Source organism: Cryptobacterium curtum DSM 15641 (assembly GCF_000023845.1).
Taxonomy (GTDB): domain Bacteria; phylum Actinomycetota; class Coriobacteriia; order Coriobacteriales; family Eggerthellaceae; genus Cryptobacterium; species Cryptobacterium curtum.
Map to the genome: position 1 here is coordinate 818,911 of NC_013170.1, position 13,187 is coordinate 832,097.

Annotated in this window: 9 protein-coding genes; 8 read left to right on the plus strand and 1 reads right to left on the minus strand. The window is 51.2% G+C overall.

Translation table 11 applies throughout. From position 1 onward, the window contains the following. The first annotated feature begins 78 nt into the window (after window positions 1-78). Window positions 79-2,943 carry an excinuclease ABC subunit UvrA gene (uvrA, locus tag CCUR_RS03505; RefSeq protein ID WP_012803105.1) on the plus strand — a complete coding sequence of 955 codons (2,865 nt, stop codon included), beginning with the start codon at window positions 79-81 and terminating at the stop codon, window positions 2,941-2,943. A gap of 363 nt (window positions 2,944-3,306) precedes the next feature. Here uvrA and gdhA read toward each other — a convergent pair whose 3' ends face one another. Continuing rightward, window positions 3,307-4,638, minus strand: a complete 1,332-nt coding sequence (gdhA, locus tag CCUR_RS03510) for an NADP-specific glutamate dehydrogenase (protein WP_012803106.1) — start codon at window positions 4,636-4,638, stop codon at window positions 3,307-3,309. A gap of 174 nt (window positions 4,639-4,812) precedes the next feature. On the opposite strand from gdhA, the gene uvrC reads away from it, so the two are divergent. The 7 genes from uvrC (at window position 4,813) to tpiA (ending at window position 13,144) form a co-directional block, all read left to right on the plus strand. Continuing rightward, complete coding sequence (uvrC, locus tag CCUR_RS03515) at window positions 4,813-6,861, plus strand: excinuclease ABC subunit UvrC (RefSeq protein WP_012803107.1); 2,049 nt, start codon at window positions 4,813-4,815, stop codon at window positions 6,859-6,861. After that, the gene (gene rapZ, locus CCUR_RS03520; protein WP_012803108.1) at window positions 6,861-7,919 is read left to right on the plus strand and encodes an RNase adapter RapZ; all 1,059 of its coding nucleotides are present in this window, start codon (window positions 6,861-6,863) and stop codon (window positions 7,917-7,919) included. The genes uvrC and rapZ overlap by 1 nt, the downstream gene beginning before the upstream one ends. Window position 7,920: 1 nt before the next feature. Continuing rightward, on the plus strand, window positions 7,921-9,048 hold the full coding sequence (locus CCUR_RS03525; protein WP_012803109.1) for a gluconeogenesis factor YvcK family protein: 1,128 nt from the start codon (window positions 7,921-7,923) through the stop codon (window positions 9,046-9,048). Next, window positions 9,027-9,953 carry a DNA-binding protein WhiA gene (whiA, locus tag CCUR_RS03530; RefSeq protein WP_012803110.1) on the plus strand — a complete coding sequence of 309 codons (927 nt, stop codon included), beginning with the start codon at window positions 9,027-9,029 and terminating at the stop codon, window positions 9,951-9,953. Before CCUR_RS03525 ends, whiA begins: the two co-directional genes overlap by 22 nt. A 75-nt stretch (window positions 9,954-10,028) precedes the next feature. Then, on the plus strand, window positions 10,029-11,033 hold the full coding sequence (gap, locus tag CCUR_RS03535) for a type I glyceraldehyde-3-phosphate dehydrogenase (protein WP_012803111.1): 1,005 nt from the start codon (window positions 10,029-10,031) through the stop codon (window positions 11,031-11,033). Between the two features lie 147 nt (window positions 11,034-11,180). Next, window positions 11,181-12,377 (plus strand): phosphoglycerate kinase, encoded by a 1,197-nt coding sequence (locus tag CCUR_RS03540; RefSeq protein ID WP_012803112.1) that lies wholly within the window; start codon window positions 11,181-11,183, stop codon window positions 12,375-12,377. Continuing rightward, a complete protein-coding gene (gene tpiA / locus CCUR_RS03545) occupies window positions 12,374-13,144 on the plus strand; it encodes a triose-phosphate isomerase (RefSeq protein ID WP_012803113.1) in 771 nt (256 codons plus the stop codon). The genes CCUR_RS03540 and tpiA overlap by 4 nt, the downstream gene beginning before the upstream one ends. Window positions 13,145-13,187: the final 43 nt, after the last annotated feature.

A 13,187-nucleotide genomic window follows, 5' to 3' on the forward strand; every position in this document is an offset into this window, starting at 1 on the left:
TCACCCGCAGGGGATACACTGGAGGTTTGAAAGGCATCAAGCCACAAATATAAACCAATTTTGAAAAGGACTGATTTCATGCCTCAAGATGCGATCGTCATTAAGGGCGCCCGCGAGCATAATCTTCAGAATGTCGACGTGACTATTCCGCGCGACAAACTTGTTGTTATTACTGGCCTATCAGGTTCAGGTAAGAGTTCATTAGCTTTTGACACCATCTACGCCGAAGGGCAACGCCGGTATGTTGAGAGCCTGTCGAGCTATGCCCGTATGTTTCTGGGTCAAATGAACAAACCGGATGTCGATAGTATTGATGGGTTATCACCGGCTGTATCAATTGACCAGAAGACAACCAGTAAAAATCCGCGTTCCACCGTGGGTACTGTCACTGAAATATATGATTATCTGCGTCTTCTATTTGCTCGAGTGGGCATTCCTCATTGTCCTGAGTGCGGACGCGAAATCAAACGACAGACCACCGATCAAGTAACTGATGAAATTCTTGCCGCAGCATCCGATAAACGGGCGCTTATTCTTGCGCCCGTGGTGGTGGGGCGTAAGGGCGAGTTTACTAAGCTTTTGCAAGATATTCGTCATGAAGGGTTTTCCCGTGCGCGCATCGACGGGGAAGTGATGCGTCTCGATGGCGACGATATCAAGCTTGAGAAAAAATTCAAACATACGATCGAAGTAGTCGTTGACCGTGTGGTACTGAAAGCCGATGCGCTTTCTCGTATAGCCGAAGCGGTTGAGACCGCGACAACACTTGCTGACGGACGGGTAACTGTGCTGGTGGTTGATGATACCGAAGAGCGCGAGATGACCTATAGTCTTGCGCTGGCATGCCCTATTCACGGCCATTCAATGGATGAACTGCAGCCGCGCGATTTCAGCTTTAATGCTCCGTATGGAGCCTGTCCTGATTGTTCGGGTATCGGAAGTCGCGAAGAGGTTGATGAGCGTCTGGTAGTCCCTGATCCGTCTCTTTCTCTTGCGGACGGTGCCGTTGCTCCTTTTACCACAGGCAATTACTATCCGCAGGTTATGCGGGCAGTACTCAAGCACCTTGGTTGTTCACCTGAAACACCGTGGGGTGACCTGCCGCGACGTGTGCGTGATGCCATGTTTTATGGTTTACCCAAAGATGAAAAGGTGCGAGTCGACTATGTGACAGTCGATGGGCGCGAAACATATTGGTTTATCGAATGGGAAGGTATTCTTTCGGCCGTTGAACACCGCTATCAGGAGGCGCAAAGCGATCGCGCGCGCGAACGACTAGGGCAGTACTTCTCCATTATTCCGTGCGCAACGTGTCACGGTATGCGTCTTAAGCCTGAAATTCTTGCGGTAACCGTGCATGACAAGAACATTCATGAAGTGTGCGAGATGAGTGCTGCTGACTCCCTTGAGTTTTTTAAGGGCTTGTCATTTACCGGGGCGGATGAGCGTATTGCCGAACCGATTGTTAAAGAAATCCGTGCGCGCCTGCAGTTTCTTGTCGACGTGGGGCTTGATTATCTTACCCTTGAGCGCGCGACGGCTACGCTTTCGGGCGGCGAAGCGCAACGTATTCGCTTAGCGACACAGATCGGCGCCGGCCTGATGGGCGTCTTATACATCCTCGACGAACCATCTATCGGCCTGCATCAGCGTGATAATGCCCGCCTTATTGAAACCCTTATTCACCTGCGCGATTTAGGGAATACGGTGCTTGTGGTTGAGCATGACGAGGAAACCATCCGTAGTGCCGACTACGTAATTGATATGGGTCCGCGTGCCGGAGAGCATGGAGGCGAAGTGGTAGCGGCGGGAACACCTGAGGAAATCGCGCAGGCGCCTAATTCGCTTACCGCAGCGTATCTGAATGGCACCCTCAGCATTCCCGTGCCCACAAAGCGGCGTCATCCCCGGCGGGGTTCTATTAAGCTTGTTGGTGCAGAAGAAAATAACCTCAAGAGGGTCAACGTTGAAGTGCCACTTGGCACCTTGACACTTGTTTGCGGTGTATCAGGGTCGGGTAAGAGTTCGCTTGTTACCGACACCCTTGCTCCTGCTTTGGCGAACCGTGTCAGTCATGCGCGGCGACGGAGTGGATTATTTAAAAAACTCCAGGGAACTGAACGGCTTGATAAGGTGGTCAACATCGACCAGAGTCCTATTGGCCGTACGCCACGTTCCAATCCGGCGACGTATGTGGGGCTTTGGGATGATATCCGCAAGCTTATGGCGTCTACGCAGGAAGCCAAGGCACGCGGCTACAACCCTGGGCGCTTCAGCTTCAATGTAGCTGGTGGGCGCTGTGAAGCGTGCAAAGGCGATGGCCAGGTAAAGATCGAAATGCACTTCTTGCCCGACATCTATGTTCCCTGCGAAGTATGTGCGGGCAAGCGCTACAACCGTGAGACCCTGCAAGTAACGTATCGCGGTAAAAACGTCTACGATATTCTTGAAATGACTGTTGACGAAGCACTTGAGTTCTTTGGCAGCATTCCATCGATCAAGCGCAAGTTGCAGACACTTCACGATGTTGGTCTTGGATATATCCGCCTTGGGCAGCCAGCGACGACGCTTTCTGGTGGCGAAGCGCAGCGCGTGAAGCTTTCAAGTGAATTGCAGCGCCAGCAAACTGGCAAGACATTCTATATTCTCGACGAACCGACAACGGGTCTGCATTTTGAGGATGTGCGACAGTTGCTTGTTGTTCTACAGCGTCTTGTTGATGCGGGGAACACCGTGTTGGTTATCGAACATAACCTCGATGTTATTAAATGTGCTGATCATATTATCGATATGGGTCCTGAAGGTGGCGCGCGGGGCGGTAGCGTTGTCGTGGCTGGTACACCTGAAAAAGTGGCGGCTTGCCCACAGAGCCATACCGGTCGTTTTCTTGCCCCGCTGCTTCACATCAATGCAGCCAGTGGTGATACGGGTAATACGCAATAAGGCGAAGTTATTCTTGACAAGAGGAGCGATGCATAAAGATAGCGAGAGTATCAATGAGCCACTTAATGCTCTGGGCTCACTCATTGGTTTTCGGTTTACATGCTTAGGTTTCAGGTTTTAGCTTGCCCGAGTAGCTTCTCAACATCGCACAAAAATCCCCCACTCTTCGTAAGCTGCTGAAGAATGGGGGATTATATATAGCGGCGTTGGTCTGATATCTTAGCTTCTGTCTGCTGTCACAGTCACTTCATACAACGAAGACTAACTACCATCGACAACAAACGTCAGTCGTCTGCCAGTGCATGAAGAATCTGAGACCATTAGTTAGACGAGACTCGTACAGCATGGCGTGATGTATTGTGCTTACACGATGCCCTGCGCCATCATGGCGTCGGCAACTTTGACAAAGCCGGCAATATTGGCCCCCATCATGTAATTGCCGTCATGTCCATAGGCACGTGCCGCATCATCGGCCGCGTGGTAGATACCCTTCATAATATTCTGCAGGCGTCCATCAACCTCTTCAAAGGTCCAGGCAAGTCGCTCAGAATTCTGGGACATTTCAAGACCTGAGGTGGCTACGCCACCAGCATTAGCGGCTTTACCAGGGAAGAATGCTATTCCAGCTTGTTGCAGCTTATTTGTTGCCTCAAGCGTTGTGGGCATATTGGCACCTTCAGCAACAATGGTGCAGCCATTAGCAATAAGCATATCCGCATCATCAGCAAGCAGTTCGTTTTGGGTGGCACACGGCAGAGCGATATCGCAAGGAATACTCCAGACACCGCGACCTTCGTGGTACTGTACGCCACTTATGCGATCAGCGTATTCTTTAATACGTCCACGCTCAACTTCTTTAATCTGCTTTACAAGGTCAAGATCAACGCCTTCGGGTGCATAGATCCAACCAGTTGAATCGGAGAGGGTTACAACGGTTGCACCAAGCTGGCTTGCTTTTTCTGCAGCATAGATGGCCACATTGCCCGAGCCAGAAATGCACACGGTCTTACCCGCAAAGCTGTCGTTTTTATTGTTGAGATGTTCTTCAACAAAGTACACCAGTCCATAGCCCGTTGCTTCAGTACGTGCGAGCGATCCGCCAAACGAAAGACCCTTGCCAGTAAGAACCCCCGACCATTCGTTGCGCAGGCGTTTGTACTGTCCAAACAGATACCCAACTTCACGCGCACCCGTGCCAATGTCACCAGCAGGAACATCAGTATCGGGACCGATGTGACGAAAGAGCTCGGTCATAAAGCTTTGGCAGAAGCGCATCACCTCAGCATCGGAGCGACCTTTCGGATTGAAGTCGCAGCCGCCCTTGCCACCGCCCATAGGCAGCGTGGTTAAACTATTTTTAAACACCTGTTCAAAACCGAGGAACTTCAGAATGGAAAGGTTAACCGATGGATGCAGGCGCAGCCCCCCTTTGTAGGGTCCTAAAGCGCTATTAAACTGTACGCGGAAACCACGATTTACCTGCACGTTACCGGCGTCATCAACCCATGGCACGCGAAACATAATAACCCGCTCGGGTTCAACAATGCGCTCGAGCAGGACAGCTTCTTGGAATTCAGGATGCGCTTCAATAACTGGCTCAAGCGAGGTAAGAACCTCAGTAACTGCCTGGATAAATTCCGGTTGTCCGGCATCTTTTGTTTTTACCTGGTCGATAACTGTCTGGACGTAACTCACAATGGTCTCCTTTAGCGAGGTTTAATGTGTGGTTAATAGTATCGTTCTGTATGCTGCGTGCTCTGTAGCGCTCGTGCTTTTAACCGTTACGAAACGTTATCAACTGAATGGTCAGCCTGCGAAGGCAGGCGAGAGCCATAAACGTAATAACGTCGGTGCCGTATACTGAAATACATGACTGATATCGATCATATCGAGCGCATCAAACGCGAGCTTGCAAGTGTACCGACCTTACCTGGCGTCTATCTGTGGAAAGACGAAGCAGGCCAGGTTATCTATGTCGGCAAGGCAAAGCAATTACGCGCGCGGATGCGTCAGTACGTTAATTTTCAAGATGACCGCGCGAAAATTCCGCTGCTCGTCGATCAGATACGTTCATTTGAATACATTGTGGTTGAAAATGAATACGAGAGTCTTGTTCTTGAAAAAAACCTGATCAACCAATACTCGCCCTTCTTCAATGCAGATTTCAAAGACGATAAGAGTTATCCCTTTATTGCATTAACAAAAGGGGACGTGTTTCCTGCTATCAAGTTTACCCGCGAAAAACACCGCGCGGATACGCTGTACTTTGGTCCGTATACCGATAGCCGCGCGGCGCGTAATCTCATCGATATCGTTCGGCGTATTGTCCCGCTATGTTCTGCCTCCTGTTCGCAATGGCGACAGATGAAGCGCATAATCGATCGTGATGGGTACGAGGCGTTTAAGAAAAACCCCATGAAGCCGTGTTTCGATTGCCATGTTGGATTGGCGCCGGGCGCCTGTTGCGGACGAATAACGCCCGAAGAATACGAGGAAAATCTTACCCGTGTCGCGCGTTTTTTACGGGGTTCACGCCGTGAATTCACTCGGGAACTTTCTCACGATATGCAAAAGGCTGCTGCTGATCTCGACTTTGAACGCGCCGGTCGCTTAAAGGCACGTCTTGACATCATACGGGGGCTTGAAGATAAACAGCACGCGGTGGTGTCCGATTCACTCAACGCCGATGTAATTGGAATATTTCGCGAAGAAACGATCACCGGTGTTCATGTGCTGATGGTGCGCGAAGGGCGTGTTATTAACGGCAACGAGTTTGTGCTCAACAAAGGAACAGACGTATCGGATGACGATTTGCTGCGCAATTTTCTCTTGCGGTACTACGACGTGGCAACATCTATTCCGCGTGAAATTATCTTAGAGAAGCTGCCTGACGACGCGGACACGATGGGTGATTGGCTTACTCGTAAACTTGCAAATAGTCATGGTGCACGAGTTCGTTTTGCCCAACCCGAACGTGGTGAAAAGCGTGAATTGCTCGATATGGCCACGACCAATGCGCGCCATACGCTTATGCGCTATATGGTGCGTACCAACTATGAAGATAAGCGCATTAACGAGGCGCTTCTCCAGCTGGAAAGCGCTCTGGCTCTGCCTGAGCCGCCGCTGCGTATTGAATGCTTCGATATATCGACGTTCCATGGTACGTATACAGTTGCCTCAATGGTGGTGTTTACCGATGGCCGCCCCGACAAGAGCCAGTATCGTCGTTTCAAAATAAAGGCCGATCTCGACGAGGCGAACGACTTTCTGTCAATGCAAGAAGTACTCGGGCGCCGGTATGCGCCCGAACGTATGGCTGACGAACGGTTTGGGCGAAAACCCGACCTGCTTATTCTTGACGGTGGCAAGCCACAACTGAGTGCTGCCATAGAGCAGCTTGGTTCGATGGGCGTGGACATTCCCTTGGCAGGCTTAGCGAAGCGTGACGAAGAACTGTTTGTCCCTTGGCAGGAATCTGGTCCTGTCGTGTTGCCGAGTGGTTCAGCATCGCTGTACCTGGTAAAACGAGTGCGTGACGAATCGCATCGTTTTGCGATTACGTTTCATCGGCAGCTGCGCGGCAAAGGTATGACAGCAAGCATTTTGGACGAAGTCGAGGGTATTGGTCCGGTGCGTAAAAAGGCTTTATTGCGCCACTTCAAGAGTTTCAAAAACTTGCGGCAAGCATCCTTAGAAGACCTCGAGGCATCACGTGTCCTACCAGTCGAGGTGGCACGCGAACTCTTTGCGGTGCTGGCACAGTATAATGATTTGAGAGAAGAAACGGATGCAGCAAACGCGACAACGAACAGGGATGTGCCACAATCATCCACCTCGCAAGCTGATGCGAGCATGTTGTCTTCCGTGGATGTTTCCGCAAACATGATTGATGATCCTTCCACCGAAAGCGAGGATTGATGAGCGACAGTGAAGACGCCCTGCCATCCCAGTCAAAGATGGATCACTCAATGAAAGCCAGTGCGGCACAAACCTACGCTGTGTTTGCAGGTGAGGGCACGCGTGTCGAGCAAAGTACTTCAGCAGCCAATAAAGCGGACGATCCACATGCAACCAACTGTGATCTTGTGATTATCACCGGTATGAGCGGCGCGGGACGCACTGAAGCCATGCATACCTTCGAGGACATGGGCTTTTTCTGCATTGATAATTTGCCACCGTCACTGCTACGTTCTTTGGTTAAGTCAGATAGCATTCCCGGTCAGGAAGGTTTACCGCGCCGCTTAGCCGTGGTGTGCGATGCACGTAATCGTTCGTTCTTTCACGAGCTTACCAGTGAATTAACGCTCCTGCGAAATGATGGCGTTTCTTACCGTATTATCTTTCTTGATTCATCCAATGATGCGCTGATTGCTCGTTATAAGGCGTCTCGCCGCCGACACCCTCTTTGTACGGATGCACGCATGACTATTGCGCAGGGCATTCGTGAGGAACGATCGCTTTTGCGCGAGCTGCGTACGGCTGCAGATCTTGTTATTGATACGACGAATTTACGTCCTATTGCGCTGCGACAGAAAATTACTGCTGCTTTTGGGGATGCAACCGATCACAACAAGATGAGCATCGTGGTGTATTCCTTTGGGTTTAAACATGGCTCGCCGCTCGATGCTGATATCGTCATTGACGTGCGCTTTTTACCGAATCCATATTATGATCCAGCGCTGCGTCCGTTGACGGGGCTTGACGAGGCAGTGCGTGATTTCATTATGCAACGAAGCGAAACAGAAGAGTTCCTTAAGCGGTGGTACGCTCTGCTCGATTGCGTTGTACCGGGCTATATTAAAGAAGGTAAACAGCAGCTGGCGATCGGCGTGGGATGCACGGGCGGCCAACATCGCAGTGTTGCGCTTGCGTGTGCAACGGGAGATTTTCTAACCAGCCGCGGCTATCAAGTACATGTATCACATCGCGATCTCGCGCGAGCTGAGGTCGCAGCAACAGGGAAGGAACGTGGTTAGCATGTCTTTCAGTGTGAAGCGTCCCTTCAAGCAAGATCCCTCGGCTACTGCTGCCTTCGCCGCATTGCGGGGTGCGCTGCCAAACGTCGGCCATGCACGTGCTTTTCGCACGGTGGTGATTGGTGGCGGAACCGGCGCTCCAGTGTCGATTAAGACCCTGCTTTCGTTGGGCGCCGAGACGTCCGCTGTGGTTGCAATGGCAGACGATGGGGGATCGACGGGTAAATTGCGCGCACAAGCTAACGTGACGCCACCTGGTGATATCAGAAAATGCCTAATTGCATTTGCTGAAGACACTGATGATGCGCTTACCCAAGCGTTTAAATACCGGTTTGAATTTGCTGATAATCACACCCTTGGCAACCTCATGCTTTCAGCCCTTGAACAGGCAAGCGGGTCGTTTCCTCAGGCAGTCCGTATCTGCGAGGGTCTTCTTCATGCAAAGGGCCATGTGTATCCATCCACGCTTGGCAATGTTGTGTTGGTGGGCGAAACAAAAGATGGCCGAGTTATCGAAGGTCAGGCATTACTTTCTCATTCACGGACCGCACTTGAGCGTGTCTGGTTGAAAGACCCGTCAACGGCACAGCCCTATCCCGAGGCTATTAAGGCCATTTGCGAAGCCGATCTTATCGTGCTTGGTCCGGGGTCGCTGTTTACGTCGATTATTCCCAATCTGCTTGTTCCTGGCGTGACCGAAGCTATTCGTGCTTCGCGTGGGAAAACGCTGTTTGTCTGTGGACTTGCCGATATGCAGGGCGAGACCTGGGGTCTTTCGGCCGAAGAACATGTGTCAGCGCTGCAGGCACATGGCATGGCTGGCCTGCTTGATTATGTTCTTATCAATACACCGCAGCCCTTGCGACCCGGTGGATACGAAGCAGGTAACTTTGCCTCAGAGGTAGAGGGCCCCACGATTGCTGGTGATCCGCATCGCTACAGCGAAGCGACGGGGCGTATTCGACCAGTTTCGATTAGTTTTGATTCGGTGCGCCGCATCCAAGAAACGGGACCAATGGTTATCACTCGCAATCTTGCCAACAGTCAAAACCCCACCTGGCATGATCCGCTGGCATTAAGTCGTGCATTTGCGGAGGTACTTAAACTATGTCGTTCACCGCAGATGTAAAAGAAGAACTTTCGCGCGTTGCGCCAACCTGTTCTCACTGCGAACAGGCAACACTTTCTGCACTCGTACGCATTGAAGGGTCCCTGGTGTTGTCGGGTGGGGGAAAGATGGCGCTTGAGGTTGATACCGACTCACCGCCAACCGCGCGTCTTATGGTGAAGCTTCTGCACGAATTATTTCACTTAAAAACTGAACTAACTGTCCGACGCAGTGTGTTGCACAAAACGCCAAATTACTTGATCGAAGTTCCCATGCAGGCGGCACTGCCTGATGCCCTGCGTGAATTGGGCATCATCTCTGAAACGGGGATACGTTCCGGCATTCCGTCTCAGCTTGTCGAGAAACGGTGCTGTGCTGCGGCATATTTGCGCGGCGCCTTTCTCGGTGGTGGTTTTATTGCCAGTCCGCGCGGAGATTTTCATTTTGAGATTGCTCTTGAAGCAAGTGATCTTGCCGATGATATCGCACGCCTTATGGAACGATCTGACATACCCGCCAAGATCATGCAGCGCCGGAATAACTTCATTGTCTATTTGAAGTCGGGTGCAGCCATATCGGCATTTCTCGCTTTAGCAGGTGCGCATCAAAGTGCCTTAGCTATGGAAAATGAACGCGTTATTAAGAGCGTGCGCAACGAAGTAAATCGGCGTGTAAATGCTGAACTTGCTAACCAACAAAAGGCAACCGACGCAAGTGCCGAACAGGTGCGCGCTATTCGGATTGTTGTAGGGCGCTATGGCATGGATGCACTGCCTCCTGCTTTGCAGGAATTTATTCGTTTGCGGGTGCAGCACCCCGATGCCACGCTCAAAGAGATTGGTCTTCTTGCCGATCCACCGCTCTCTAAGTCTGCCGTCTACCACCGCGTACGACGCATCGAGCAGCTTGCTGCTCAGATTTCGTAGCGGTAGGTTACACTAAGTGCGTGTGTGCTTTCAGTAGGGCATACATGCCGAAAACGCCTTATGAAAGGGGAATTCATGGCGACGAAGGTAGCTATCAATGGATTTGGCCGCATTGGACGATTGGTTTTTCGCGCGATGGCCAACGACCCAGACTTGGAAGTAGTGGCCGTCAATGACACCGGTGCGATCCCTGCGATTGCTCATCTTTTGAAGTACGATTCCATCCATGGACGCGCCTTTGATTCAGTTGAGGCAGTTGAGGATGGTTTCATTGTTGATGGCGGTGCTAAGGTGCGCGCTTTCTGCGACCGCAATCCCGCTCATCTACCCTGGCGCGAACTTGGCGTTGATATTGTTATTGAAGCAACTGGCGCCTTTCGCGATGGAAATACGGCGCGTACGCATATCGATGCGGGTGCAAAGAAAGTTCTTATTACCGCTCCCGCAAAGAACGAAGACATCACTATTGTGATGGGTGTAAACGACGAACTCTACGATCCAGCTGTTCATAATATCGTGAGTAATGCCTCGTGTACGACTAACTGTCTTGCCCCCATGGCCAAGGTACTTTTGAACAACTTCGGCATCAAACGCGGCTTCATGAATACGATTCATGCGTTTACCAGCGACCAAAAAATTCTTGATGCCACCCATAAAGATTTACGCCGAGCTCGTGCGGCGTCTCAGTCAATGATTCCCACCACTACCGGTGCTGCCCGCGCGGTTTCCCTTGTGCTACCTGAACTTGCGGGCCGTCTGGATGGTTTTGCCACGCGCGTGCCTGTTCCTGATGGTTCGATGGTTGACCTTACCTTTGAAACCGAACGCCCGGTAACTATTGAGTCCATTAACGCAGCAATGCGTGAAGCAGCAGAAGGCCCGCTCGCTGGTATTCTCAAGTACGAAACCGATCCGATTGTTTCGTGCGACATCGTGCATGACGATCATTCGTCGATTTTTGACGCGGGGCTGACTATGGTACTTGGTGGCGAGGGCACCTTGGCTAAGTGCATTGCCTGGTACGACAATGAATGGGGTTATTCTCAGCGCGTCAAGGATCTTGCACGGCTTATGCTTTAGGCTTAGCTTTTCCAAACAAGGAAAAGCCGATTGAATATCTTGCGCAGATGGGTCGAAACCGAAAAAGTTAAAACGACTATCGCATGACGACTTTTCTGCGCAGGTATTTCTACTATCCATTTTAGGTAAATCAGGTAAAGGAACCTCATGTCTACGATACAGTCACTCGAGGATGCGCCCCTAGCGGATAAGCGCATATTAGTACGTGTTGATTTCAACGTGCCACTTGAAGATGGCGTGGTGACCGACGACACGCGTATTCGTGCCGCACTTCCGACGATTGAATTCCTTGTTCGCGGTGGTGCACGAGTTATTTTGGCAAGCCACCTTGGTCGTCCAGCAGGGAAGGGCTACGAAGAAAAGTTTTCTCTGGCTCCTGTTGCTGGTGCGCTTCAAAAACTTATTGATGCACCCGTGCGTTTTGCTGAAGACATTACTGGTTCCCATGCTCGTGCATGTGCGACGGAGCTTGCACCTGGTGAAATTCTTCTGCTTGAAAACCTGCGTTTTGACGCGCGGGAAAAGGCCTGCGCGGATTCGTTCTGTAAAGAGCTTGCTGCCTTGGCTGATATCTATGTTAATGATGCGTTTGGAACAGCGCATCGTGCTCATGCATCAACTGCCGGGGTAGCCACCTTGCTTCCTTCCTATGCGGGTTTTCTTCTTCAGCGCGAGGTTGCTACGTTAACAAGTATGCTCGAAAACCCAGCGCGACCATTTACTGCGATTCTTGGTGGCTCGAAGGTATCCGACAAAGTTGGCGTTATCGATGCGCTCATTGGCAAAGCTGACACGATTATTATCGGCGGCGGTATGTGCTTTACCTTCTTGGCAGCCCAAGGATATTCAGTTGGCGCCAGTCTGAAAGAGGACGATTGGATCGCACGGGCAGCGCAGATGATAGAGGCTGCCCACAAAGCAGGAGTACAGTTGCTGCTTCCCTGCGATATTGTTGTGGCTGATCGTTTTGCTGCTGATGCCCAGACCGCTCTTGTTTCAGCTGATGCTATTCCCAACGGCATGATGGGGCTTGATATTGGTCCGCAAACAGCACAAAACTATGCGGCCGCGATTGCCGCTTCACGCACCGTATTTTGGAATGGCCCCATGGGTGTCTTTGAGATGGAGGCATTTGAGGCAGGTACAAAGGCGGTGGCTCTTGCACTTGCCGACGCCACTGATGCTGTCACTGTTATTGGTGGGGGCGATAGTGTCGCAGCCGTCAACAAGTTTAATCTCGCCGATAAAATGACCTTTATTTCCACTGGTGGCGGTGCCTCAATGGAATTGGTGCAAGGGTGCGCTCTTCCAGGTGTTGAAGCGCTCAAGAAGGAGATCTCATGACACGTAAGGTTATGCTGGCAGGCAATTGGAAAATGAATAAAAACTGGGCGGAAGCCGTTGTTCTTTCTCAAGCCATCAGCAATCAAAGCCGTGGATCGTGGGAGTCAATCGATATTGTACTCTGTTCGCCCGCCTGTGATCTTAAAGCGGTTTACTCCGTGCTTGAATTCGATCGATCTTCCATCAAGTTAGGTGCCCAAAATGTTCATTGGGAGCCATCCGGGGCTTTCACGGGTGAAATAAGCGTTGGCATGCTTTCGGAGATTGGCGTGGAGTACTGCATCGTTGGTCATTCCGAGCGGCGCACGCTCTTTGCTGAAACTGACGAAATGGTTAATCGAAAAGTACATGCCGTACTTAATGGCGGTCTTATTCCCATTGTTTGTGTTGGTGAATCGCTTGGTCTGCGCGATGCTGGTACCTATTTGGACTACATTCGCGCTCAGGTGTCCGCTGCATTGGCGGGTCTCGATGCCGAGCAGGTTGCACGCTTGGCTATTGCCTATGAACCCATTTGGGCTATTGGAACCGGACGTACCGCTACACCTGAAGCAGCTCAAGAAGTTTGTGCTGCCATACGAGCGCAAGTTGCACTTGATTTCACGGCCGAAACAGCCGATGCCATGCGTGTACTGTATGGCGGTTCAATGAAACCTGAAAATGCGCGCGGACTCCTTGCTGAAGCAGATATTGATGGGGGACTCGTAGGTGGTGCAAGCTTGAAGGCGGAATCGTTTGTGCAACTCATCGAAGAATGCCTAAGCTAACTTCTGTATACTCTTTCTCAAACAAAACGATGACGCAACGGAT